General features: G+C 53.1%; 28 protein-coding genes and 1 pseudogene. 16 read left to right on the top strand and 13 right to left on the bottom strand.

The features are described 5' to 3' along the window. Window positions 1-11: 11 nt before the first annotated feature. Window positions 12-617: an FMN-binding negative transcriptional regulator gene (locus EVJ26_RS10960; protein WP_131470413.1), complete on the bottom strand. Its 606-nt coding sequence runs from the start codon at window positions 615-617 to the stop codon at window positions 12-14. Window positions 618-711: 94 nt separating this feature from the next. Here EVJ26_RS10960 and EVJ26_RS10955 point away from each other — a divergent pair, with 94 nt between their 5' ends. Beyond that, the gene (locus EVJ26_RS10955) at window positions 712-1,218 is read left to right on the top strand and encodes a peroxiredoxin family protein (RefSeq protein WP_131459042.1); all 507 of its coding nucleotides are present in this window, start codon (window positions 712-714) and stop codon (window positions 1,216-1,218) included. Between the two features lie 111 nt (window positions 1,219-1,329). Next, a complete protein-coding gene (locus EVJ26_RS10950) occupies window positions 1,330-1,752 on the top strand; it encodes a hypothetical protein (protein ID WP_131459043.1) in 423 nt (140 codons plus the stop codon). 155 nt (window positions 1,753-1,907) lie between these two features. Here EVJ26_RS10950 and EVJ26_RS10945 read toward each other — a convergent pair whose 3' ends face one another. Then, window positions 1,908-2,135, bottom strand: a complete 228-nt coding sequence (locus EVJ26_RS10945; RefSeq protein WP_070328128.1) for a glutaredoxin domain-containing protein — start codon at window positions 2,133-2,135, stop codon at window positions 1,908-1,910. 83 nt (window positions 2,136-2,218) lie between these two features. On the opposite strand from EVJ26_RS10945, the gene EVJ26_RS10940 reads away from it, so the two are divergent. The 6 genes from EVJ26_RS10940 (at window position 2,219) to EVJ26_RS10915 (ending at window position 6,307) form a co-directional block, all read left to right on the top strand. Beyond that, window positions 2,219-2,899: a Crp/Fnr family transcriptional regulator gene (locus tag EVJ26_RS10940; protein ID WP_131459044.1), complete on the top strand. Its 681-nt coding sequence runs from the start codon at window positions 2,219-2,221 to the stop codon at window positions 2,897-2,899. An 11-nt stretch (window positions 2,900-2,910) separates the two neighbouring features. Continuing rightward, window positions 2,911-3,573 (top strand): haloacid dehalogenase type II, encoded by a 663-nt coding sequence (locus EVJ26_RS10935; RefSeq protein ID WP_131470412.1) that lies wholly within the window; start codon window positions 2,911-2,913, stop codon window positions 3,571-3,573. A 29-nt stretch (window positions 3,574-3,602) separates the two neighbouring features. Continuing rightward, entirely contained in the window at window positions 3,603-4,217 is a 615-nt protein-coding gene (locus tag EVJ26_RS10930) for a flavodoxin family protein (protein WP_131459046.1), read from the top strand. 67 nt (window positions 4,218-4,284) lie between these two features. Further along, window positions 4,285-4,713 (top strand): DUF1801 domain-containing protein, encoded by a 429-nt coding sequence (locus tag EVJ26_RS10925; protein ID WP_131470411.1) that lies wholly within the window; start codon window positions 4,285-4,287, stop codon window positions 4,711-4,713. A gap of 110 nt (window positions 4,714-4,823) precedes the next feature. Further along, the gene (locus EVJ26_RS10920; protein WP_131459048.1) at window positions 4,824-5,465 is read left to right on the top strand and encodes a TVP38/TMEM64 family protein; all 642 of its coding nucleotides are present in this window, start codon (window positions 4,824-4,826) and stop codon (window positions 5,463-5,465) included. Between the two features lie 113 nt (window positions 5,466-5,578). Next, the gene (locus EVJ26_RS10915; RefSeq protein WP_131459049.1) at window positions 5,579-6,307 is read left to right on the top strand and encodes a polysaccharide deacetylase family protein; all 729 of its coding nucleotides are present in this window, start codon (window positions 5,579-5,581) and stop codon (window positions 6,305-6,307) included. 30 nt (window positions 6,308-6,337) lie between these two features. Here EVJ26_RS10915 and EVJ26_RS10910 read toward each other — a convergent pair whose 3' ends face one another. From EVJ26_RS10910 to tnpB, 3 genes are all read right to left on the bottom strand, one after another. Then, complete coding sequence (locus tag EVJ26_RS10910; protein ID WP_131470410.1) at window positions 6,338-8,047, bottom strand: methyl-accepting chemotaxis protein; 1,710 nt, start codon at window positions 8,045-8,047, stop codon at window positions 6,338-6,340. Window positions 8,048-8,258: 211 nt separating this feature from the next. Next, window positions 8,259-9,119 carry an SDR family oxidoreductase gene (locus EVJ26_RS10905; RefSeq protein ID WP_131470409.1) on the bottom strand — a complete coding sequence of 287 codons (861 nt, stop codon included), beginning with the start codon at window positions 9,117-9,119 and terminating at the stop codon, window positions 8,259-8,261. A 322-nt stretch (window positions 9,120-9,441) separates the two neighbouring features. Continuing rightward, entirely contained in the window at window positions 9,442-10,614 is a 1,173-nt protein-coding gene (gene tnpB, locus EVJ26_RS10900; protein WP_131459052.1) for an IS200/IS605 family element RNA-guided endonuclease TnpB, read from the bottom strand. A 40-nt stretch (window positions 10,615-10,654) separates the two neighbouring features. Between tnpB and EVJ26_RS10895 the strand changes: the two genes are divergently transcribed. Together EVJ26_RS10895 and EVJ26_RS14565 are read left to right on the top strand one after the other, a co-directional pair. Further along, window positions 10,655-10,909, top strand: coding sequence for a hypothetical protein (locus tag EVJ26_RS10895; protein WP_131459053.1), 255 nt, complete (start codon window positions 10,655-10,657; stop codon window positions 10,907-10,909). A 346-nt stretch (window positions 10,910-11,255) separates the two neighbouring features. Continuing rightward, window positions 11,256-11,381: a hypothetical protein gene (locus EVJ26_RS14565; protein WP_255569915.1), complete on the top strand. Its 126-nt coding sequence runs from the start codon at window positions 11,256-11,258 to the stop codon at window positions 11,379-11,381. Between the two features lie 98 nt (window positions 11,382-11,479). Here EVJ26_RS14565 and EVJ26_RS10890 read toward each other — a convergent pair whose 3' ends face one another. Beyond that, window positions 11,480-11,806 (bottom strand): winged helix-turn-helix transcriptional regulator, encoded by a 327-nt coding sequence (locus EVJ26_RS10890; RefSeq protein WP_131459054.1) that lies wholly within the window; start codon window positions 11,804-11,806, stop codon window positions 11,480-11,482. Between the two features lie 117 nt (window positions 11,807-11,923). Between EVJ26_RS10890 and EVJ26_RS10885 the strand changes: the two genes are divergently transcribed. Beyond that, window positions 11,924-12,553: an NAD(P)-dependent oxidoreductase gene (locus tag EVJ26_RS10885; RefSeq protein WP_131459055.1), complete on the top strand. Its 630-nt coding sequence runs from the start codon at window positions 11,924-11,926 to the stop codon at window positions 12,551-12,553. A gap of 14 nt (window positions 12,554-12,567) precedes the next feature. Here the strand turns inward: EVJ26_RS10885 and EVJ26_RS10880 are convergent, their stop codons facing one another. Beyond that, the gene (locus EVJ26_RS10880; protein WP_131459056.1) at window positions 12,568-13,047 is read right to left on the bottom strand and encodes a DUF305 domain-containing protein; all 480 of its coding nucleotides are present in this window, start codon (window positions 13,045-13,047) and stop codon (window positions 12,568-12,570) included. A 166-nt stretch (window positions 13,048-13,213) separates the two neighbouring features. Between EVJ26_RS10880 and EVJ26_RS10875 the strand changes: the two are divergent. Then, window positions 13,214-13,366, top strand: a pseudogene (locus tag EVJ26_RS10875) (DUF1541 domain-containing protein); the annotation flags it as partial. A gap of 251 nt (window positions 13,367-13,617) precedes the next feature. Then, window positions 13,618-14,334, top strand: coding sequence for a peptidoglycan DD-metalloendopeptidase family protein (locus EVJ26_RS10870; RefSeq protein WP_131459058.1), 717 nt, complete (start codon window positions 13,618-13,620; stop codon window positions 14,332-14,334). Window positions 14,335-14,374: 40 nt separating this feature from the next. Here the strand turns inward: EVJ26_RS10870 and EVJ26_RS10865 are convergent, their stop codons facing one another. Continuing rightward, window positions 14,375-15,238 (bottom strand): SDR family oxidoreductase, encoded by an 864-nt coding sequence (locus EVJ26_RS10865; RefSeq protein WP_236635559.1) that lies wholly within the window; start codon window positions 15,236-15,238, stop codon window positions 14,375-14,377. A gap of 178 nt (window positions 15,239-15,416) precedes the next feature. Between EVJ26_RS10865 and EVJ26_RS10860 the strand changes: the two genes are divergently transcribed. After that, on the top strand, window positions 15,417-16,544 hold the full coding sequence (locus EVJ26_RS10860) for a sensor histidine kinase (protein ID WP_236634158.1): 1,128 nt from the start codon (window positions 15,417-15,419) through the stop codon (window positions 16,542-16,544). A gap of 41 nt (window positions 16,545-16,585) precedes the next feature. Here EVJ26_RS10860 and EVJ26_RS10855 read toward each other — a convergent pair whose 3' ends face one another. Then, complete coding sequence (locus tag EVJ26_RS10855; RefSeq protein ID WP_131470406.1) at window positions 16,586-18,028, bottom strand: carbon starvation CstA family protein; 1,443 nt, start codon at window positions 18,026-18,028, stop codon at window positions 16,586-16,588. 247 nt (window positions 18,029-18,275) lie between these two features. Here EVJ26_RS10855 and EVJ26_RS14485 point away from each other — a divergent pair, with 247 nt between their 5' ends. Further along, window positions 18,276-18,422 (top strand): hypothetical protein, encoded by a 147-nt coding sequence (locus EVJ26_RS14485; RefSeq protein WP_201738370.1) that lies wholly within the window; start codon window positions 18,276-18,278, stop codon window positions 18,420-18,422. Window positions 18,423-18,681: 259 nt separating this feature from the next. Further along, entirely contained in the window at window positions 18,682-19,767 is a 1,086-nt protein-coding gene (locus tag EVJ26_RS10850) for a GGDEF domain-containing protein (protein ID WP_131459016.1), read from the top strand. A gap of 217 nt (window positions 19,768-19,984) precedes the next feature. Here EVJ26_RS10850 and EVJ26_RS10845 read toward each other — a convergent pair whose 3' ends face one another. The 4 genes from EVJ26_RS10845 to EVJ26_RS10830 all read right to left on the bottom strand — a co-directional run bounded on the left by EVJ26_RS10845 (window position 19,985) and on the right by EVJ26_RS10830 (window position 24,560). Next, window positions 19,985-21,076 (bottom strand): ABC transporter ATP-binding protein, encoded by a 1,092-nt coding sequence (locus tag EVJ26_RS10845; RefSeq protein ID WP_131470405.1) that lies wholly within the window; start codon window positions 21,074-21,076, stop codon window positions 19,985-19,987. A gap of 420 nt (window positions 21,077-21,496) precedes the next feature. Further along, a complete protein-coding gene (locus EVJ26_RS10840) occupies window positions 21,497-22,978 on the bottom strand; it encodes a cryptochrome/photolyase family protein (RefSeq protein WP_131470404.1) in 1,482 nt (493 codons plus the stop codon). A 196-nt stretch (window positions 22,979-23,174) separates the two neighbouring features. Beyond that, on the bottom strand, window positions 23,175-23,453 hold the full coding sequence (locus EVJ26_RS10835; RefSeq protein ID WP_131468944.1) for a hypothetical protein: 279 nt from the start codon (window positions 23,451-23,453) through the stop codon (window positions 23,175-23,177). A gap of 57 nt (window positions 23,454-23,510) precedes the next feature. Then, the gene (locus tag EVJ26_RS10830; protein WP_131459012.1) at window positions 23,511-24,560 is read right to left on the bottom strand and encodes a C45 family autoproteolytic acyltransferase/hydrolase; all 1,050 of its coding nucleotides are present in this window, start codon (window positions 24,558-24,560) and stop codon (window positions 23,511-23,513) included.

Raw genomic sequence — 24,560 nt, 5'->3', positions numbered from 1 at the left:
ACCCATCGACTTCACGTCGACGGGTCTCGGTTATCTCGCATCACATCCGCCACCGGACATCCTGCCTGCTCTAACTCCGAGACGATGCGCGTATAATCCTCATCGTTCCGGTTCTGGCTCAGCTTGAACGCCGCCTGCATTTCATCGATATCGATACGGAAACCGACGACGCCATGTTTTTGCCGTTGCACCGGCTCAGATAACTCCTCCCAGACGACGGCGTTCTCTCTCTCCCCTTCATGGTCACGGAGCAGTCCGACCAGGTCTTCCTCGAGTTGTTCCGCGTTTAAGAGAGTCGCCTTCCCATACAGATGGACGGCCTGATAGTTCCACGTCGACACGTCCTCGTGGCCATACAAGGACGCCGAGATATAGGCGTTCGCTCCTTGGACGATAATGAGCACGGTCTGGTCTTCGATTGACTGCCATTGCGGGTTGTTTTTGGCAATATGCGTCGTGAACCAGATGTGATCACCTTCATGGTGAATTCGGAGCGGCACGTGTGTCGCGTGCGGCTTCTGCCCATCATGTGTGACGACGGTGCCGAACGGATGGGCTTTCAAAAAAGCGTGGACTTCTTCAGCGTCGTTGACGGCATATAGTTTTGGAACGTACATCGAATTCCTCCTCCATTGTTAGCTAGCTTACAAACAAAGCGACCGATGACATGGTAGGATTGCCTCCTCGAAACAACATAGAGGAGGAACCCCAGTGGCTACACTTTTCAACTTACGCGACCAAGCCCCAAACTTCAACTTACCGGACGTATCCGGTGACACGTTCTCACTCACAGACTCGATTGAACGGCACGATGGTTGGCATCTCATCATCTTCTTCCGTGGTGCCTGGTGTCCGGTCTGTGTCCAAGATTTGAAAGAACTCGAGATCCAACAAGGCTACTTCCGCGATAAAGGCATTCGGCTCGTGACGATCTCGACCGACCGCGCCGAGGACTTGAAGCAAATGGCCGACGACAATACGCTCAGCTTCCCTGTCCTCCGAGACGAGTCGCTCGAGACGCTGCTCGATTACGGCGTTCAGTACCATGGCGCCGACGCCCCGTACGCCGACCACGGCGAGCACGGGGAACCGGCTTACTTCCTCATCGACGAGACTGGGCGTCTGTTGTATCAACAGATTCAGACGAGCCCGTTCGGCCGACCGACCGCGACCGAGCTCCGGAAAATCGTCCAGTACATCAAAAAGAATCTGAAATGACAAAAAAGACGTCCATTACGACGTCTTTTTTTCTAAATTGTAAGGCCGGTTACAGAAATCAAAATCTATTCGCTATACACTTATTGTATCAAATTAAAAGGAGTGAGGAAGATGAAACGGTATGTGGTCAACGGTGTGATTGGCGGGGTCATCGGCGGGATCTTATTTGGTCTACTGATGCAGATGATGGGCATGATTGGAATGATCGCCAGCATGGTCGGGAGCGAAAGTCTCGTCGTCGGTTGGATCGTCCATATGATCATCAGCATCATCTTCGGCGTCACGTACGGATTAGGTCATTTGGTCATCTCAAACGTTTGGGCGCTCGCCGTCTTGTTCGGCATCGGCATTTGGATCGTCGGTCCGCTCGTCATCATGCCGCTCATGATGGGCATGGGGACGAACCTCGCGAACGCGTTCGCACCGGATCAGCTGATGAGTCTCGTCACGCATCTGTTCTTCTCGTTCATCTTGGCCATCGTCTTCAAACTACGCACCGAAAAACAAGTCGTGCCGAAAGCGGCAACTCGTTAATAAAGGGCAGCGTATGAACAGCACGACGGAACAGCAATTTGCGCAAGCATCTCCATAGCGCGAACGCGAAGACGCCAGGTGAAGTCACCCGTTTCCTAACCGAACACGTCACAATATGACAAAAGGGAGTCACCCTGCTCCCTTTTTTCGCCTGTTCACTTTGTCAGTAGCTCGAGTTCGTCCCATAACTCGTCTCCCGTGAAGACCCTGGTCTCGTTCACGAGTGCCGGGGTGACAAGTTCGCGGTTCAAGTTGATCAATTCTTCGGCAAAGCGCTGTTCTTCGAATAGATTTTTTTCGACGAACGGGATTGCTAATTCGTCTAAGCGCAATTTGACACGGTGACACCGTGAACAGCCGTCGATCGTATAAAGTTCGAGCACGAGACTCCCCCCTTTTTCCTCATTCTATCGCTTATAATCAAGAGAGACAGTAAGACAGATTACACGAAAGCGAGGTGTGAACGATGGACAAATTGACGTTACTCTCACACATCAGCCTGTTCGACGAGCTGCCGATGCAAGAGTTGAAAGTGATCGATGAGATGAGTAAGATGCGTCCTGTCAAGAAAGGGAAAGTCATCGTCTCCCCGGACGCACCGATCCCGGCGTTGTTCCTGTTGAAAGAAGGACAAGTCCGGCTGTATCGGATGAATCAGCACGGCAAACAGTTCACCGTCGACATTTTGACGAGCGGCAATATCTTCGGTGAGACGGCGACGCTCTCGTTGACCGACGATGACTTGTACGCCGAGGCGATGACGGACACATATCTTTGTACGATCGGGGTCGATGAGTTCGAGCAATTTATCGAAAAGAATCCGAAGATCGCCTTGAAGCTGATCAACATCCTGTCCGTGCGACTTAAGGAAGTGTACGCGCTCAGTGAAAAGATTGCTTTGACCGACGTGAAGTACCGCATCTTGTTCCTGCTCCTCAAGTTGAGCGAGAAGAGCGGTGAACGCAAAAAAGAATGGCAGACGATCAACATGAAGCTGACTCACGCCGATATCGCCGCCATGGTCGGGACGACACGGGAGACGACGAGCGTCATCATGTCTAACTTGAAGAAAGACGGGTATATCAAAAAGGGACTGCGTCTCTCGATCCACGCGGACAAGGTCCACCAGGCGCTAGACGAACTTTAGGAGGGGATTATTTGATAAAAGCATTCGTATTCGATGTGTACGGGACGCTGTTCGATGTCCATTCCGTCAAGGCGGCGTGTGACGAACAGTTCCCCGGGAAAGGTGACCCGATCAGTCAGACGTGGCGCACGAAACAACTCGAATATTTCTTCATCCGTCAGATTTCGGGCCGCTACGAAGACTTCTCGGTCGTCACGCGTGACGCCTTGCGTTACGCCTTAGCGGCGGCCGACGTGACCGCATCTAGCGACGTCGAGGACACGCTCATCGCCACGTATGCGGAACTCTCACCATATGAGGAAGTCGAGGACGTGTTGAAGCAGCTACAGGACAATCGGACCGTCGTCTTGTCGAACGGGACCGCTGACATGCTTGAACAATTGATCGCGAACGCGTCGTTCACCGAACTGTTCGACGAACTCGTCAGCATCGACGGTGTCAAACAGTTCAAGCCGTCACCTGCCGCCTATATGAGCTGGTTCAAGACGACCGACTTGAAGCGGGACGAGGTGCTGTTCATGTCTTCGAACGGCTGGGACATCATCGGCGCCAAGAACTTCGGCTTCCAGACGGCGTGGATCAATCGTGACGGCAAGCCCTTCGAAACGATGGATGTGCGTCCAGACGCGGTCTACGACGACTTGACCGGAATTTTGGAATGGAGAACTTCGTAACGTCTTGCTTTTGAGAAGGAGGAATCGTGATGAAGGCACTATTTTTGAACTGTTCGTTGAAAAGCGGAGACACGGTATCGCATACGGAAGGTCTGATGAAAGACATCATCCCCCACTTTGACAAACTCGGCGTCGAGTCAGAGATCGTCCGCGTCGTCGACTACGATATCGCTTTCGGGGTGACCGAGGACGAAGGGGCTGGCGACGAGTGGCCGCAACTCTTCGACAAAGTGAAAGCCGCCGACATCCTCATCATCGGGACGCCGCTTTGGCTCGGGGAGAAGAGCAGCGTCGCCACCCAAGTGATCGAACGGCTATACGGCGGGAGCGGGCTGAAAAATGAACACGGTCAAGCCATTTACTACAACAAAGTCGGCGGTGTCGTCGCAACGGGCAACGAGGACGGGGCGAAACACGCCTGTGCCTTAATCCTGTACGGTCTGTCCCATATCGGCTTCACCATCCCGCCGAACGTCGACGCGTACTGGGTCGGCGAAGCCGGTCCAGGCGACTCGTACCTCGACGCCGGCCGCGACAACGCCTTCACGAAAAAGAACGGACGGGTTTTGGCGTATAACCTCTATCATTTCGCGAACATGTTGAAACAACATCCAATCCCGGCTGAAGGCAACATCATGCCGTGACCGACCAAGGCGATGAACTGGCTAATGGCAAGGCGAAGGCGAAGATTTTACGAGGAGGTGACGTGTGATGGATTACACGACACTCGTCGACGATAAACGGCTCGACAGCTTCATCCGCTTGATCGACGTGATCGACGCGAACTTACCGGACGGGTTCGAGAAGACGACCGACGGGAAAGGTGTCCATTACGTCGTGCCGCTGTCGACGTACCCGCCCGGTTATCACGTGACGCCGGGCACCCCGTTGCCGTTTATAAGCGTCATCGCCCAGAAGAATCACGTCGCCTTGTATCACATGGGCGTCTACGCCGACGAAGACGTATTGCGTTGGTTCGAGCAGGCGTACGCTGAACGAGTGCCGACGAAGCTCGACATGGGCAAGAGCTGTATCCGCTTCAAGAACGTGTTGCATATCCCGTACGACTTGATCGGCGAGCTCGCCGCGAAGATGACGCCGGAGCGCTGGATCGAGCTATATGGAGGAAACCGGAGATGACCGCGTTGGTCATCTCTTTTTTTCGGCACATTTTGTAAGCTTGGTTACCGCCCCTGAATCGCCCGCTATTGTATGCTGAGAAGAGATACTCGTCGAAAGGAGGACCCGTTATGCCACGCCCGCTCAAAATCAGTCTCATGCTCGTCCTGTTCGGGACGATCTTTTACATCACCCATTTCCATTACGAGCTTCGCCCGTCCGACGTCCGGGACATCGTCTTGTCGTTCGGCTGGTGGGGACCACTCGTCTTCTTCTTGATCTATGCGATCGGCCCGCTCGTGTTCTTGCCGACGTCTGTCTTGTCGCTCGGCGCCGGTCTCGCATTCGGTGTTTGGCCCGGTGTCCTCTATATCCTGTTCGGTGCGACCGCGGCGGCGGTGACCGGCTACGTCATGGCCCGGCTGTTCGGACGTTCGGTGCTCAAAGTCGAGAAGTATCCGTGGTCAGAGAAACTGTTCGCCCAGATGGAGGCGCGCGGCTTTTTATACGTGTTCGTGCTGCGCCTGATCCCGCTCGTCAGTTTTGATCTGCTCAGCTACGCCGGCGGCATCGCGAAAGTGCGGTTCAAGTCGTTCCTGCTCGCGACCGTGCTCGGGATGATCCCCGGGACACTCGCCTACAGTTTTTTAGGGGCTAGCCTCGCTTCAGGGAGCGTGACGACGATCTTCATCGCCGGGCTCGTCTTCGTCAGTCTGCTAGGCGTCACCTACTATTTCCGGAATCCGGTCAAAAAGTGGCTCGGGCTAAACTAAATCTTATTTCCTTATCGTGAAAAAAGGCGATGGAGCGTGCTTCTCTTTTGTCATACAATCAGAAATGGAAATTAGTTCCACACCTAAAAAGTATGCAAGGAGACAAGGGCACGATGAAGAAATGGTTTCTCAGTTTTCTAATTGTCTGTTTCGTAGTAAGTAGCGTCCATCCTACACTCGCGAAAGGAAAAGGTAAGCGCTACGATGACAAGCAAATCGTCTATTTGACGTTTGACGATGGCCCTAGGGCAGAAACACTTGCCCTGCTGGACGTGTTAAAAAAGCATCAAGTGAAAGCGACGTTCTTCATTCTCGGTAAAAACGTTAAAGGCAACGAAGAAACGTTGAAACGAATCGTCGCCGAAGGCCATACACTCGGTCTCCACAGCATGTCCCACGATAAAAAACGGTTTTACAAATCGCCGCAATCCGCTGTCGACGAGATGAAGCAAGTACAGCAACTCATCCTCAAGACGACCGGCGTGAAGACGAGCACGATTCGAGTCCCCTACGGAAGCGTACCCCATATGACGAAAGCGCATAGGGATGCCATGGAGAAAGCCGGATTTCACATGTGGGATTGGAACGTTGACAGCCTTGACTGGAAACGTAAAGACGATCCACGCCTACTCCAATACGAAACGATTCGTCACGTGCGCATCAATCGAGCGAATAACATCGCCTCGGTCGTCTTGATGCACGATCAAGCAACCCCACCCGCATCGCTCGACTACATCATCCGCCACTTGAAAAAAGAGCAGTACTCGTTCCGGACGACAGTCAGCGTCACCGAACCGTACAACTTCTACAATAAATGGAAAACGAATACGCAACGCAAATAAGGTAGGGAGCACGAATGCTCCCTACCTTATTTAGACGTTGAATCGTCTCGTCATCTCACGCATCTCGTCTGCCATATTCGACAGCTCTTGCGCCGACGCCGTGATTTCTTCCATTGACGCCATCTGTTCTTCCGTCGCCGCCGATGAGTTCTCGGTCTCGGTCGCCGTCGTCTCGGTGATGCCTTGAATCTCATGCACCGACGTCAACACCTCGGTCGCACCTGCCGCCATCTCTTCGACAGCACCAGACACTTCCTCGACTTTCTGACTCACTTCTTCAATCGCGAACTTAATCTCATCGAACGCCGTCCCTGCCTGTTGGACGTTCGTCACGCTATGCGCCATATCGTCTTCGACGACGTGCATCGTCTTGACGGCTTGTTTCGTCTCCGACTGCGTGTCCGTGATCAGCGACGCGATCAACTTCGTCGCGACGGCCGACTCTTCGGCGAGCTTTTTCACTTCAGAGGCGACGACGGCGAACCCGCGTCCATGATCGCCGGCCCGGGCCGCTTCGATGGCCGCATTCAACGCCAGCAAGTTCGTCTGCTCGGCGATGCCTGAAATCGTTCCGGTGATCGTCCCGATCTCTTGGGAACGGACGTCGAGTTGGCCGATGACGTGTTGGAGTGTTTTGACTTTCCCACTCATCTCCTCGAGCTGTGTCTCGAGCGTCTCAATCAAGTCATTCCCGGTACCGACTTTCCGGAGCGCCCCTTCCGAAAGCTCTGTCATCTGTTGGGCGCTGCCCGAGACATGATGGATTCCGTTCGTCAGTTCCGTCAGTGTGCCGTTCGATTCTTTCACCCGCGTCAATTGACGGAGCGAGCCTGACGCGATTTCTTCCATCGTGACGGCGACCATCTCAGTCGCTTTCGTCGTCTCTTCGACGTTCGATTTCAAATCATCGGACGACGTCGCGACGCGTCCGGCGGTCGACGTGACATTCCCGATCAACTCCCGGAGACTATCTTTCATCTCATTGAACGAAGTCGAGAGGGAACCCAACTCATCCCGTGACACATATGTGCTCTCAACCGTCAAATCACCGGCACCGGCCTGGCTCATCAGTCTGTTCAACTCACGAATCGGACGGACGATGAGACGCGTGATGTAGATGCCGAGCGCAATCGATAGCGCTCCGCCGAGCGCGACGAGTGCCCAAAAGGTGAGGACCGACCGTTCGCGGTCCGTTTGCATCGCCGCACTCGCCGTCTCGGCTTCTTGATTGATTTCGTCCATGATGACAGTGGCCGTCTCGATTAGGTTTTGCCGGACCGGTCTCAAGTCGCTCATGTAGACGCGATAGGCCGCCGCGTCCTCATCACGGAGTGACGGCTGCAGCACTAATTCAGAACCTTCAAGGTAGGACACGATCTCGGCGTTCAAGTTTTCGACCTGTCGCTTCATCTCCTCGTCCTTCGATGTGAACGTCTCGTTGAATAGCTCGAGGTTCGTACCGATGCTGTTACGTCGTTCCGCGATGCTCGCTTGCAGTTCTTCATTCCGTGCTGAGTCGGTCGCGAGTATTAATTCGAGCAAATAACCGTCAAGCGCACGGTTGTCGGTCCGAATCTGACCCAAATAGCGAATCGGCAACAGCCGTTCCTCATAGATTTCTTCTCCCGCGTCGGCCATCCGCCCTATGAGGACGTGACTGAGCGCCGCCACAACGACGAGCGTCGCGATAAAAACGGTAATCAATACCGTGAGTTTTTTTGACATATTCAAATTTTTCATGGTCATACCCCCTATTTGTTTTATCGTAGGTGAGGGGGAGATTGTGAAGTTGTTTCCCTGAAGTGTTGACCTGTTTTAGCATTTTTCAAGCGATGAATCTGCTTTCTCTGTCTTTTCTGCCTCGATTTCTGGCGAGCCTGCAATTTTAGTGTCAGCTCGAAGCACGGGCTAACTAAAAAACAGACCACGAATTCGAATTCGCGGTCTGTTTTTATAGCGTTGCGATAAGTTGTTTGAGTGCCTCACGGATCGGCGTGACCGGACGACCGAGCACACGTTCGAAATCGGTCGATTCGACCTCGAGTGACCCATTTTGGATGCTTTCTTGGATGCCGACGACGATCGGGATGGCGAAATCCGATACACCGGCACCACGCATGACGTCGCCGTAAGCATCGGCCGTCACTTCTTGGAGCGGAACGTCCCGCCCGATGACATCGCTGAGCGCCTTGACGAGTTCTGCTTGGGTATGGAGCGGACCAGACAGCTCATAAATCTCTGCTTCGAAGTCGTCAGCGAGAAGGACGTTCGCTGCGGCTTCGGCGTAATCTTGTTGTGGCGCCCAACCGACTTTGCCGTCACGTGACGCGCTGACCCACGGTGCACCGGCAAGCGCCCCTTGGATGTTGCCGAGTTCGTTCTCTAAATACCAGTTGTTGCGCAGGAAAGCGTGGGGGATGCCCGTCGCTTCGATTGCCGCCTCGGTCGCGACGTGCGGCGGTGCCATCAAGTTTTGGCTGTCGGTCGCGTTCGCGAGGCTCGTATAGACGATAAAACCGACGCCGGCCTGTTTCGCTGCCTCGACTGCGTTTCCGTGTTGACGAATCCGTGTGTCGTTGTCCCCGTCCGTCGAGATGATCAGCAGTCTTTCGACGCCGCGGAACGCCGTATCGAGCGTCTCTCGTTTGTCAAAGTCCCCGTGACGCACATCGACGCCTTTCGCTTTCAACGCTTCCGCTTTCTCCGGGTTGCGGACACTGACCGCAAGTTCGCTCGCCGGAATGGACTCGAGTAATACATCGACGATTTTTGATCCGAGTTTTCCGGTCGCACCTGTGACTAAGTATTTCATGATTCATTTCCTCCTTCTCAATTTGTGGTCGAGTCAGTTACACCTGCTGTATTTGTCACTTGGTTGTTCCCTGTTAAGCTGAGAGTGTAACCAGTCTGCTTATATGATTGTTCCGGAGGTGGTCGCCAATGACGATTAGAAGCCGTAAAAACAAGTTCTAATGACCTCAAAATTTTAAATTCGTGCAAATTCGGTTATATTATCTATATAGATTTCAAACGAGGAGGAATTAGACACATGTCTGAACTTGAACTACCCCCACCTACGCTGCGCTTGGAGGTGAGGGATTCCTGAGTTATCCGGTCTAACGACCGAAACCTGATCAGGCTAACCCCGTCGTCCCGACGGTTGAAGAGGCCAGGATGCGTTCGGCTTCTCGTTTGAGATTGAGTCCTGCGTTGACATCGCGGTCGTGGTGGACGCCGCAGTTCGGGCACGTCCATTCACGCAAGCCGAGATGTTTCACGTCTTTGTGTTGATGGCCGCAACCTGAGCAGAGCTGGCTCGAGGCGAACGTCTTCCCGACCTTGACGACGGTCTTCCCGTACCAGTCGGCCTTGTATGCGAGCATGCGGAAAAACTCCGACCAACCGACGTCGGAGATGGCCTTGCTCAATTGGCGGTTTTGCTGCATGTCCTTCACCTGCAGCGTCTCGATCCCGATGACGTCGTGGTTTTTGACGATCTCGGTCGACACCTTCTGCAGGAAGTCGTTGCGCTTGTTCGCGATTCTCTCGTGGATGCGCGCGACCTTGCGCTTCTGCTTCTGATAGTTCTTCGCCTCGGACAATTTTACGTTCTTGTTCAGGGCGATGAGCTGACGGCGGGACAGCTTGCGCTGCTCACGTGCCAATTTTTTCTCGAGCGTGCGGAAATGGCGGTCGTTCGGGTACACCGTCCCGTCCGACAAGATTGCGAAGTGCTTCAGACCGACGTCGACGCCGACCGAGGAGCCGGTTTGAGGAAGCGGCTCGATGTCCTGCTCGACCTTCAGGGAGACGAAGTACTTGCCCGTCGCATTCCGGCGGATCGTGGCGCTGAGGATCCGACCCTCGACCCGTCTCGAGTTGGCGAACCGGACCCACTTCAGCTTCGGCAGTTTGAGCCGGTTCCCGGCGATCGACACCTCGGGCTGCTGCGACTTGCCCTGGATGTTCGTCGTGTACGACTGGACCGGGTTGCGCTTCGACTTGAAGCGCGGGTGCCCGTTCTGCTTCGTGAAGAAGCGGTCATAACCGTCGGCCAGGTGCTTCAACGACCACTGCAGGGCCGTGCTGTCCACTTCTTTCAGCCACGCGAGCTCCTCTTTCATGGATGGGAGCGCGTCGGAACACGCGCCGTAGGACAGTCCTGCCCCGCTCGCCTGGTACGTCTCGTCCCACTTCGCCAGGAAATGGTTGAAGACGAAGCGGGCGCAGCCGAGCGTCTTGGCGATCAGGACCTCCTGTTCCTCGGTCGGATAGATCCGAAATCTGTACCCTTTGTGTGTCGACACGCCGTTCACCTCCTCTAGGTATTTATACCCAGAAAAGTTCGTGGCGATTCATCGCCCACTTTCGCTGGGGCTTCGCCCTGGTCGCTTAGAAGCGGGCGTATTCTCGCCTATTTTTGATAAACAAAACGGTAAGTATGACCGCATCATCGATCAAGTTGCGGCCAAGGCGAAAGAAGTCACCGGGAAAATGAATGATAATAAAACTACCGGTCAACGAAGCGGCGATGGACACTCTAACTCTTTGACGGACAAACTGAAAGGCGTCCTTAATCAATTCCAAAATCCTAAAAAATAAGCGAAGAGATTGGGATATACCCAACCGATTTCAAAGAATTTAATATGAAGCGGCCACCGTAAGCGACTTGTTCGCTCATGGTGGCCTCTTTCTATTCGATTTACTCGATAATTCCAGCTCAATTTCTAAAAAACTGTCATGTCAACTCTTGCCTCATCGCTCCGTACTTAATAAAACACCGTGCTAACGATATATCACAAAGATGCCAATCCGATGCGCTCGCCACGGTTTTTCATGTGTATACTAGATAAAAAAACTTTAGGAGGCCTCATGGACTACACATCGACAGACCCTACTTGAAGCAAAACGACAAATCGACTCGATTATTCACAAATTGGACGAGACAGTGGCAACCCTCGAGGCGAAAGCGCAACCCGAACGCTACAAATCACAACTGACGCTAGCCAAACGGCGAATCAAAGCGCTCACGTTGGCCGCCGCGCTCATCGAAGAAAATTTACGGATCCGCTAACCGTCGAGTCTAGATGGCCCTCGTTCTTCTCACGTTTCTCAAGCTATGATGAGACAGAAGACGCTGGCTGATCTCTAGTACGGAGCCCTCCTGTTGTCTCACGAATGTAGTTCAACATGAGGTAGTCCTTGGCGCTCATACTCCCAGCGTCCGAGCTGCTCTAAAATCGGAAAGAGCGATCGACCTTCTTCTGACAACTTGTACTCGACGCGAGGGGGAATTTCCGAATATACGGTCCGAATGATCAGTCCGTCGTGTTCGAGCTCCCGCAACTGCCGTGTCATCGTCCGTGGCGTCGCCTGTGGGAACAAGCGGCACAGCTCGTTGAAGCGCTTCGTCCCGAGCGTGCCGAGCCGATGAAGAATCAACATCTTATATTTCCCGGAAATCTTTTGCACGATTGTTTCAACTGGACACTCCTGCATAGGATTCACTCCTTTAGTATCTTTAAAGATAGTATATGACAGAATTGTGCGTACTTCTAATTATATACGTGAACGGGTACGCTAAACATATCTACTAACAATGAAGGAGTGAGCGAAATGAACATCGCACTATTTGGAGGGAGCGGGCGAACGGGTCGTGAGTTGATCGCCCAAGCACTCGAACAAGGCCATGACGTGAAAGCGCTCGTCCGGACGCCAGAAAAACTCGGCATCACCCACGCCCGGCTCACAGTTATCCGCGGAAATGCCGAAAATCGGGCGGACGTCTTCCGGACCGTCGAAGGAACGGACGCTGTCGTGATGGCACTCGGCCACACGAAGACGTCGAACAAAGATATCCTCGAAAAAGCGACGTCACACGTCGTCGCCGCGATGCATGAGTACGGTGTGAAACGGGTCATCAACTTGACCGGCGCGACCGTCAAAGTACCAAAAGACGTCAAACAGAAGTTTATGAGCCGTTTTGCCGAGACGCTCATGAAGACGCTCGCGAGCGATCTGCTTCGCGATAGTTATACGCAAAAAGGGATCCTTGAAGCGAGCGGGCTCGATTGGACGGTCGTCCGTTGTCCTCGTCTGTCAGAAGGTCCGAAGACAGAGCAGTATCGGACCGGTTATTTCGCTTTCGACAAACCGATGATTGACCGGGCCGATGTCGCCCACTTTATGCTCGATGAAATCGAGGCACGGCAATATGTTCATGACTATCCGCTGATTGGAAACTGACAGACGTGGCCGCTTTATTCGGCCACGTCTGCTTTCGCTTCCTCTTCTTTTTGCTCCAACTCTTCGATCAACCGCTTCATCTCGGCGATCTCGCGCTCTTGTGCCTCGATGATTTCTTCTGACAATTGCTTCACGCGCGGGTCTTCAATCTCCGCCCGCTCGCTCGTCAAGATGGCGATCGAGTGGTGCGGAATCATCGCTCTCATCCAACTGACGTCATCGACCGTCGTCTGGCTGCGGACGAGCCAAAGCGACAGCGCGAACACGAGCGCACTTGCCCCTAAGATGATGGCATTCAGTTTCTTGTTTTTGTACATCCCCCACATAAAGAGCAACATGACGAACGCCATGACCGATCCCATGATGAGTGCCATATAGAGCCGCGTCTGACTGAAGAAGATGTGGTCGAGCTGGTACACATTCAAAAACATGAGCCAGTACATAAGGAACGTCGACACTAAAATCATTAATCCAAATTTCATGTAAGCTTTCATCGTTCTCTCCCGCCTTTCTATAATTTGCTTCTACGTATTTCTTTTCCTGTTCTTTTTTTTTTGAAACACCATTATTCACCCCTCTGAGCCCACACTTCTTCCATGACATCTCTCGCCCATCAATTGTTCGATCACCTCGGCATGTCGGCCGGTTTGATCGGGACGCTCAACGTCACACCTGGAAGGCATGGACGGTACGACCGCTACTATCGATTCCGTCGAAGAGACGACCGTCTATATGATTGACTTCACTTTAGAGTCTGGCGAGAAAGTGACCAATCATAAGTGGGTCACAGAGGAAGAACTATCTGAATACTAAAAGACACACGCGAAACGGCCACACCCTTTTAAAAAGGATGTGGCCGTTTTGTTTGCACATAGTCAGACAAGGCGACTATGTTACTTGATGCTTGTGAAAGAATTACGAACTTTAAGAATAAATTTCAATATATTTTTTTGAAATATAAATGACATATTTAATTATATTTTTTGATGGTAAAATTCCTAAAGAAGGTTAAGAAAAACATCGTTCCGTCGCCCTGTTAACTGACCGAAAGGATTTACCAAAAAATGAAAAAACAATTAATGACAATTACTCTCGGCGCACTTCTCGTTTCCGGTTTGACGCTTCAAACGTCAACACCGGTAGAGGCAGCCACTTCTTATAAAGTCAAAATCACAACGAACAGCTTGAACGTGCGGACGGGTCCATCGACCGCCTACAAAAAAGTCGGCAGCGCCAAGCTCGGTCAATCGTTCACGTATCTAGGGGCGACCGGCTCATGGACGAAAATCAATTACAACGGCAGCACGAAATATGTAGCGAGTACATATGTCAAAAAATATAGCGGTACGGCATTGAAGGCGGCCACGGCGGCTAAATTCATCATGCCGGCGAAAGGCCGATTGTCGCAAGGGTATGGCCCGGCGAGCGGAAAGTACGGTTACACGTTCCATAACGGCATCGACATCGCGGCCGTCAAAGGGACACCGATCCAAGCGGCCGCTTCCGGTCAAGTCATCGTCGCCCGAAACTATGGCGCCTACGGGAACCACGTCATGATCTCGCATACGATCAACGGCCAAGCGTACACGAGCGTCTATGCCCACATGGATCGGTTGAACGTCGTCAAAGGCCAATCAATCTCGAAAGGCGCGAACATCGGGACGATCGGGAATACCGGCAACTCGTTCGGGAGCCACCTCCACTTCGAGATCCATAAAAACAAGTACGTCTATAGCGGCTCGACAGCCGCCAACAGCGTCAACCCGTATACGTTATTCTAAAAAATACACCTTCATCCGCTAAAGGATGAAGGTGTATTTTTTAGCGCCGGAACGTATCTACGTGATCACGTGCGAACTCAGCAAACGAACGTGGCTTCTCCCCGGTCAACCGTTCAAAGTCGTCCGTCACCGCCTTCGCCGTACCGAGCCGTGTCATGAGATAGAGCGCCATCGTCACATTCACATACGCTGGATCCAGACCACGTTCCTGAATATAGTGTGAGCGATAGCGTAGCATGCTCGGCTTGGCGTACGTGATGCGCCGCCCGGTCAGAATCGTCAATTGGTTGGCGATGTCGACATAATCGAGCGCCTCGGGTCCGGTGAGCGTATAGGCCGTGTTGCGATGTGACTCCTGGTCGGCTAAGACGTGCGCGATCGCCTTGCCGATATCCTCGGCGTCGATGAAGCTGACTTGACTGTTACCGGCCGGGATGAAGATCTCGTCGTCTTGACGGATCTCCTCGGCGTGGACGCCGGTCACGTTCTGCATGAAGAAACCTGGCCGGATATGAACGGATGGAACACCTGATTGCTCGATGTACTTCTCGATCTTATAGTGTGGCGGGAACGGATTCGTCTCGACGCCCATGAGTGAAAGAAAGGCGACGAGTCGAATCGAACGTTCGGCCATCGCCTCAATGAACGGAACGAACACGTCCGCGTCCCCGATCTGTGGCGGACGCATCAAAAAGACGCGATCGACCCCGTCGAGCGCCGCTTCGTATGTGTCCGGATTTTCAAAATCGAGTTCGACGTGTCGTGCCGCCATCGGGAAGCGCCGCTGCAGCTCGTCCACCCTGCTCCCGGCCGCGACGACGGCTTCCCCTCGATTCTCTAAATACTTCACAACGTATTGTCCGACGTTCCCGGTCGCACCGGTCACTAAAATCGCTTGCTTCATCATATCGCCTCCTCTTCTCATTGTCGTACAGCTTCGTCTGTTTGTGTTTGAACAATTTGTGCCGACCGTCCCGATTTCCTCTCATTTTTAGGTAGGTCCATGGACTATATAGGGAAATACTGCACAATGTCGTATAATAGAGACAGATCAATCGACATCGTAGAGAGGAGGCCGACGCATGGACCGAAACCGATTTTATCGTTCATCCGCAAGGCACGGCCGAACACGTCCAAAACGAGCCATCCCGAACTATTCAACACGACGCTTGCCGCACTCTCCCATCGCTTCACTCATCGAGGAAGTGCAGGATGCCGTCTGTTATATCGATTTTACCCGCAACCACCTGTATACGAACCAACCGCTCCGTGCCTTCTGTCCGTCGCTGACGACACGGCGCTTCAGCGATTTCAAGACCTTGAGCCGCTTCTTCCATGATGTGTTCGAACGGAACGGGGCCGACCCGGTTGCCGTGACGTCTTTTTGGGAAGAATTGCTCGACAATCGCTTCGGCTGCTGTCCGAGTATGAAACCCCACTATTTTCAGCTCGGCGACCGGACGCTGCAACTCATCTTGAACTTCACCTATACCCCGCGCGGCGTGTTCATCCTCTGGCGCGACGAGACCGAAGCGCGCCGGTTCGAGGAGCAGAAAGACTCATTTTTAGCCGAGCTGTCGCACGAGTTCCGCTCACCGCTCACCGCCATCAGCGGCTACACCGAACTGCTCATGTACCAACATACCGATAACGAAAAGACGCACGGCATGCTGACGCTCGTGAAGCGAGAAGCGGAGCGACTCGAACGGCTCGTCGATAACTTCCTCGACTATCAACGCGTCAACTACTCCGCGGACTTGCTGACGCTGTCGACGTTCGCACTCAAACCGGTTCTTGAAGGCATTGTCGCCCATTATGAGACGACATCCCCCAATCACCAGGTCGTCTTGTCCACTTGCGACGCGACGATCGAGGCCGACCAGGAGAAGTTGTTGCAACTGCTTCACAACTTGATCGGCAACGCCATCAAGTATTCACCGAAAGGCGGGACGATCCGAATCACGGGCTCGATGGACGATACGACGCTCGTCTTATCCGTCCGTGACCCAGGCATCGGTATCCCTCCTGAGTCCATCCCGTACATCTTTGACGAGTACTACCGGGTCGACTCCGACTCCCACCGTCCGATCAAAGGGACCGGGCTCGGCCTGCGCATCTGCAAACGGATCGCCGAGGCGCACGGCTGGGGCATCCACGCCGACTCCGTGTACGGAGAAGGGACGACGTTCTCGATTTACTTATATGACTGATCAACAAAGGGGCCCGGCAATGTATGCCAGGCCCCTGTTTGTTATGCGGCTTTTCGAACCGGTGCGTCGCACTCGAGATCTTGGGCGCGCATCGCTTTGGCGTGCTTGAAGAACAAGCCGAACAATGTCACCGTCCCGACCGTCGCGATGACGTACGGAATGATTCCGTCCATCTTGAAGCCGATCGGTGCCGTCAAGATATAGAACCAGACCGCATACAACATGAACGTCCCCGGGACGAGCGCAATCCAGTAGTTGCGTCCTTTAATGTACAAGTACGTCGCCCCGACGAACAAGGCGATGACCGCCGTCGTCTGGTTGGCCCAGTTGAAATATTGCCAGAGGAGACGGAAGTCGACTTTCGTCAAGATGAACGAGATGGCGAACAACGGGAGTGCGATCCAAAGGCGCGATGCGAACTTCTTCTGCGCGATCTTCATGTAGTCGGCGATGATCATCCGGGCGCTACGGAACGCCGTGTCACCTGACGTGATCGGCAAGACGATGACGCCGAGGATGGCGAGCGTGCCGCCGATGCTGCCGAGCATGAGCGTCGCCACTTCTTGGACGACGAGCGCCGGTGTGCCGGCGTTGATCATCGCGAGCAGTTGACCCGGTTCGAAGATCGCCATCGCGGCCGCTGCCCAGATCATGGCGATGACAGCCTCGACGATCATCATGCCGTAGAAGATGCTGCGGCCATTACTCTCTTTCATCGTCGTCCGCGAGATGATCGGCGACTGCGTCGCGTGGAATCCTGAGAGCGCGCCGCACGAGATCGTGAAGAACAAGAGCGGCCAGATCGGCAAGCCGTCCGGGTGCATGTTCGTGAACGTCATCTCAGGGACCTGATAGCCTTGGGCGAACAGGCTGACGGCGATGCCGACGGCGCTGATCAACAAGAGTGCCCCGAAGAACGGGTAGATGCGCCCGATGATCTTATCGACAGGTAAGAGCGTCGCCAAAATGTAGTAGCCGAAGATGGCGAGGAGCACCCAGGCGAGCGTTGACGCATTACCGTCGAACAAGTTGTTGATCATATTGGCCGGTGACGTGACGAACACCGTCCCGACAAGCAGTAGCAACAAGAGCGCGAACCCGTTGACGACGTGACGGAGCGAGCGACCGAGGAACTTCTCAGCGAGCTGCGGCAAGTGTGCGCCGTTGTTACGGAGCGAGATCATCCCGGTCAAGTAGTCGTGCACCGCCCCGGCAAAGATTGACCCGACCACGATCCAAAGGAATGCGACCGGACCGTAGAGTGCTCCCATGATCGGACCGAAGATCGGACCGACACCGGCGATGTTCAACAGTTGGATCATCGAGTTACGTTTTTTCCCCATCGGTACATAGTCGACACCGTCTTGAGACGCATAGGCGGGCGTCGTCCGTTCCTCCTTGATGCCGAACGTCTTCTCGACGTAACGGCCGTAGACGAGGTACCCGACCAATAATAATCCTAGTGCAATAAAAAATGTAATCATCTTCTCTTCCTCCTATAATATGACCCATGTATGATTTCTTATTGTGAAGTTTATCACAATTAAAATATAACAGGCTTTTCTACGGATGGATAGATGTAATTGCTCACTATTTCACATGAAAATAACAATGTTCATCTTTTAGACAAACGTTGATGTTGAGCCATTTTTATGAAAACGGTTTCTTTTCGAATGAATCATTCCGCTTCCGGGAACAGTCAAAGAGAGACGTAGGGAAAGGATGAATCAAATGAAACGACAACGTGGATATTTAGCACTCCCGGTCGCCGTCGCCTTTATTCTCATCTTCGGACTGTTGTTCGACAACTGGTGGCTCGGTCTCGGCATCGGCATCGCGATGTTCTTCGCTTTTAAAGGAACGAAGAAAAAGGCGTGATGTTGAACTATGTATTCTGATTCGCCGAAATTTTAATAGGGAAATACTATGCTGCATTGAAGTGAGAGGATCAACCATTGATTTGGGTGTTCCTCTTATTTTTAATGCTTTCAGTCATGTGAACCACTAGTAAATCAGTAGTTTGAATACATTGAACCATCTTATTTTTACAGTTTTCTTTAAAAAATATTTTCGGATTTGACAAGTTTTTGCAGTCTGTTACGGTTAAAGTATACTCTGTGACTAAGGTCGTGATTTTATGCCAATTATCTCTCTATTCGTTAATGCTTGTGTCGCTTTTACCGGCTTTTATTTGATTTCCAAAGTGTTTCACTCACAACTATTCTTCTCATCAAGAAGTCGTGGCGTCCTAATCGGTATGCTCGCGGGGATGCTCGGCTTGTTCCTTATGTTTAACGGTGTCGAGGTGAACGAGGATGTCCGTGTCGACTTGCGCCACTTGCCGCTCGTATTGCTCGCTTTTTATGGTGCACGTTTGCCATTGTTCATCGCGACCGGCTTTATCGCAAGCACTCGGTTCTTGTTTGGATTCACTGATCAAGCCGTCGTCGCCTTTATCGCGACGTGGTTCGTTAGCCTCGGTATGATATGGATTCATCGCCGTCTGTCTGAACGACTGTTCTTTCAAAGTATGCTATTAAACGTCTGGGCGCTATTTGTTATCTCAATCGCCGTATTAATCAATCTAGGCTGGAGCATGTCTTATATCACACTTATCGCCACGATTTGGACGGTTGGACTATTGGTCGGGTTGCTCTCGAGCGTACTGACGATTGACCTTGAGCAGGCGAAACGACGAGCGAAAGATTATAAACAATCCGCCGAGCGTGACCCTTTGACCGGTTTATTCAACCGTCGTGTCTGGGATCGTTATACGTCTGAACTAGAGAATGAAAATCGGCCGTCTAACGTACTGGCGTTAGACATCGACCATTTCAAACGCGTCAACGATACATATGGTCATGCAAACGGGGACCTCGTTTTACAACGCTTTGCTGAACTGCTTTTGGCTGAAACGAGATTGCATGATGTGGTCGCACGTGTCGGTGGTGAAGAGTTCGTCATTTTAATGTATGATCTTACTCCTGAAAAGGTGGAAAAAGTCGCTGAACGTATTCGTAAGCGGATTGAGGATGAAGTTTTCGTATTGAAGGACTTTCCTCCGATTCATATCACCGCTTCAATCGGGATTGCCCACGGTAAATCGGAGCCGGTTCAGAAGATGACCGAAGCAGCGGACAACGCATTATATCAAGCGAAACGCTCGGGACGAAACCAAGTGATTCTAACGAATGTCAGTGAACTTTCACTCGTAACCAACTAATGATTCACCTTAAAAAATGGAGCCTTCGAGTGAAGGTTCCATTTTTTTATACGTTGAGTGAACTCCCCGTATATGAGCGCAGGATTATGTTTCCGAAGTCGAATCAACTGTTGATAATATTGAAACAATGACAAGAGGCCGTCAGGAGCGCATCAATTGCTCCCGGTGGCCTCTTTCCTATGAATCTACAGTGCTGTCCCCGCTTCTTGCTTCTCGTTCATCGTCTGATTTCGAGTGTCTCAAACAGCTTCGGTGGACGAGTCTCAAGGAGCCCTCCGTTCTCGTCGAACAACGTCATATGCCGCGGCGCAATGTAACATGCCACTTTTTCGCCGATCGCGAGCGGCCATTGACCTTCCCATTTGGCAATCCACTCGGCATTCCCTAAATGAAACGTGAGCACTGTTTCCGCACCGAGTACTTCAATCCTTTTCAACTCGGCATAAAAGGTCACATCTGCTCCCGCCGGCAGGATGTGCTCGGGTCGGACTCCAAGTATCGCCTGCTCTATTCCCGTGACCAATAAGGGACGGAACAGACGGCCGTCGTTGACAGACCATCCCTTGTCACTTCGCGTCACAGGCGTCAAGTTCATCGGGTGTGTACCAAGGAACGACGCGACGAACGTATTCGCCGGTTTATTGTACAAGTCGAGCGGTTTACCGATTTGCTGAGCGCGACCGTTATTCATGATCATCATCCGGTCCGCCATCAACATCGCCTCGCTCTGGTCTTGGGTCACGTACAGAAACGTCAGACCAAAATGTTGTTGCCATTGCCTAAGCTTCGCGCGAAGTTCCGTTCGAAGTTTGACATCAAGGTTCGAGAACGGTTCATCGAGCAAGTAGATTTGCGATTCCGTGCTGAGCGCTTGAGCCAAAGCAATCCGTTGTCGTTCCCCCCCTGAGAGTTCGTATGGTTTTCGTTTCATGAGGTCGGACAGTTCAAACAGATTGACCATCTGACGGCATCGGTCTTGTCGCGCTGAACGTGTCAAGCCTCTTCCGCGCAAGGACCACTCCATGTTTTGCTCAACGGTCAAGAAGCGATAGAGCGTGTCCTGCTGAGACAAATACGCCACCTCTCGTTCCTTCGGTTTCAACCGATTCGTCGCGACCCCGTCAATGCGGATCGTCCCGCTCGTCGGCGACTCCATGCCGGCAATCATGCGAAGGAGCAAACTTTTTCCGCAGCCTGACGGGCCGACAATCGCAAAACATTCGCCCGCCTCGACCATCATATCAAGCTCGCTTATGACTTCACGGTCCCCATACTTTTTTCTAACATGTTGTAGCTGGAGCGATTTCATACTGAACTCTGATTGCTGCTCGTCTGAAGTGTCACGTCCAATCGAACGGCAGACGCATCAAACTGTCCATGGTAGACGGTGATAGGTCGGGACACCACGTTGTATGTCACGATCGGAAGAGAGATGGAAGGGATAGCATCCCACGTTTGAGAGTTAGGTTGACTCGAACAAGGATCACCTTGTTTTGTTTCAAGTTCTACTGCGTGCGTATTGCTATTCATCTGAATCATTCCTTTCTAAAAAAGGACCACCAGAAACATGACGTCACGGACGTGTGGGCTTCTGCTGGTCTCTCGAATGTTCTACCGAATGCTATTCACTTTGGGTTGAGGGGTCTCACAAGTCCTATCGTAACGGATGAATGTAAAGCATCCGTGAAGCCCGTGCAAAATTTTATAAAGACGACGTAAAAAAACCGATTCACGGGGAATCGGTCAATGTTTGTCGCGCCTTCGCCAAGATGTCGGCTTTGACGTCGTCGTCACGCCCTTGCCAGTTGCGGACCATCATCTTCATGCGCTGGTTGTTCGAGAACCGCTCCTCGTGCTTGTCGATGAAGTTCCAATAGAGGGCGTTGAACGGACAGGCGTCAGCCTCGGTCGTGTGTTTCGGGTTATATTTGCAGCCTTTACAGTAGTCGCTCATCCGGTCGATGTATTTGCCCGAGGCGATGTACGGCTTCGTCGCAAGACGTCCCCCGTCGGCATGGAGTGCCATCCCGAGCACGTTCGGCAACACGACCCAGTCGTAGGCATCGATATACATCTCGTTGAACCAGTCGCTCGTCTGTTGTGGTGAGATCTCGAACAGCGTCGCATAGTTACCGAGCACCATCAGCCGCTGGATGTGATGGTTGTGCGCCCGCTCGACGACCGGCTTCAGACTCTCGTGCATACAGTTCAGGTCCGTGTCCGCGTCCCAAAACAAGCCAGGTAAGTCACGCTCGTGGTTGAACGTGTTCACGTCTCGATAGTCGGGCATCAACGCCACATAGACGGCGCGCATGTATTCCCGCCAGCCGAGGATTTGGCGGACGAACCCTTCGACTGAAGCAAGGGGCGCGTCGGTCGCGCATGCCGCTTTGACGACCTCATGCGGGGTCAGCAGTCCGACATTGATTGCCGCCGACAACAGACTGTGTGACATCTCCGGGTTTTCGGTCAACATCGCGTCCTGATACGGACCGAACGTCTCGAGCCGCTCGTCGACGAAACGCTTGAGTGCTCGCCTTGCCTCGTCCCGCGTCACCGGCCAAGCGAACGGTTCGATTTGTCCAGGGTGGTCGGAAAACGTCGCCTCGACTTTTCGGATGACGTCTGTCGTGATGGCGTCAGGTCGGAAGTGGATGGCCGGTGGGAACGTGAGCCCGGATTTTGGCGGCTGGCGATTGTCCGCGTCGAACGACCACTTGCCGCCTTTCGCCTTGCCGTCTTCGAGCAACACGTCAAACCGCTTGCGCATATGACGGTAGAACCGGTCCATCCGCCACGGCTCGCTGCCGAGCGTGTCGACGGCCTCTTGCTTCGTTAAATAGAAGAGCGGCACGTCCGTATGTTCGATGAGCTCGTGCTGGTCTCCGAACTGCTTCAGCTTCCGCTCCATCGGCTCATCGGTGACGGCCGTGTAGTGAATCGCATCGGGATTGAAGCGGCTGAAGTGATCGTCCCACGCGTCTTGGAACGAGTCGGCCTCGTGGTAGTCGACGGTGAAGCCGCGCTCGCGTAACTCCTCGGCGAAATGTCGCATCGCCGAGAAGATGAGGACGAGTTTTTGTTTATGATACTTCCGCCACATCGCCCGTGACGTCGCCTCGATCATGACGATGACGTCATCGGCTTGGACGTGGTCGAGCATCTCGAGGTCGTGTGATAACTGATTGCCGAAAATCCAAAATGAGCGCACGGATTCATCCCCTCTCTGATTTTTTGATTGTGCTACACTCAATCTACATAACGTTCGTTTAGAAAGGAATGGTTCAATGTTCTCAAAACGTCTCCAGACATGGATTGACAGTCAATACAGACCTCTAAGATCAGCGCGGACCTGATTCCCGCGATTATCGTACGGTCGCTGTGACGGGGCGAAAACCACTCTAACGTCAGCCTCTACTCCTCCGCGTCACAGCGACCCCACCGAAACCGCTGATGATCGCGATATAGAATCCTAAATCATAAAACCAACCGGTGTTGTTCACTTCATAGACGCGATACGTATCATTGAACAACCCTAAAATCAGTGACACCGGTGCGATCCAGCCGTGCCAGACACCCCAAAAGAAGCCGGCCGGGTCCGTCGTATAGGAGCCGTCACCCGGCACGCAGCCGCCGAGGACGACAACCATCCCGAGCATGATGGCCAATAAACCGATTCGTTTCATATAAATCCCTCCTCGTATTCCTATTCCCCGTTTCCATAAAAAAAGCACTGACCGAAGTCAGCGCCAAAGTTGGACCGTGTTGGCGAACTCGATATCGGTCGCGATCTCACCGTCGAGGGCGTGCAAGTCGAAATCCTCCCCGTCGAGCCACGTCTGAAAATCAAAGATGACCGGGTCGCGGTCGCCGCCGAGGGCGAACCACGTCTCGAGCGTCTCCGGGAAATAGGCGGCCGTATGGATCGTCCCGGCCCAACTTTTATACAGCTCCGAAAACACACCTTTATCCGAGTCGTTCATGAGCCGGAACGCGCTCTCGGCGTCTTGGACGATATGTTGATACATCTTGATCTCCATCATCCGCCGCGTCGAGTCGTCGAGATGGTAACGGTTCTCGTGCTGCAACAGCTCGAAGTGGTTCGTGCAAATGTTCGATTCGCGGACACGGATGTCGCGCGGGGTCGCTTCGATGACACGTGTATTTGACGACTTGTCATGGACGACATACGTGAACGAGCCGCGGTGCGGGATGTCTTTCAACAGATCGACCGCTTCTTCGACCGTCGCGCACGTCTCGAGAATCATCCGTCCGATCATCTGGCAGACGAAGCCGTCGCCGGGGCGGCGGCGGTTGATGAAGTTATAGCCCATGGCGAGTCCGCGCTCGTTCATTCCGTCCATCCGCCCGGTGACGCGCGAGACGGGTCCGATGACGGCGTAGCCCTCGTCCGGTTGGAACACGTTGTAGCGCCCGTCATACGTCATCGGATGATAGTCGTAGTTGCGGACGAGGAAGTTGTCCCCTGTCAAAATCGAGCAGCCGCTGATCGGGTTATTGACCCGGAAATGACCGAAGTGAAGGAGCGTATCGCCGAGCGTCAGTTCGAGCTCGTCCTGCAGGCCGAGTAGTTCTTCCCAAATCCTCGGGGCGAACCGGGCGAACGCTTGTTTCGCCTCGCGCTCGTCGATCTCAAACCGGGGGACGCGCAGCTTCCACTGATCGGTCCGGTTCTCGAGCAGCTTGCTGCGCTTGATATATTCACCTTGAAAGCGGCCAAAGTCATAATGACTGCCGCGGAATTGTGTAAGTTCGCTTGAGACACGTTGCAT

This window comes from Exiguobacterium sp. SH3S1 (assembly GCF_004337105.1).
Taxonomy (GTDB): domain Bacteria; phylum Bacillota; class Bacilli; order Exiguobacteriales; family Exiguobacteriaceae; genus Exiguobacterium; species Exiguobacterium aurantiacum_A.
The sequence above is the reverse complement of the archived record's forward strand: the minus strand, read 5'-3'. Positions and strand labels throughout refer to the sequence as shown.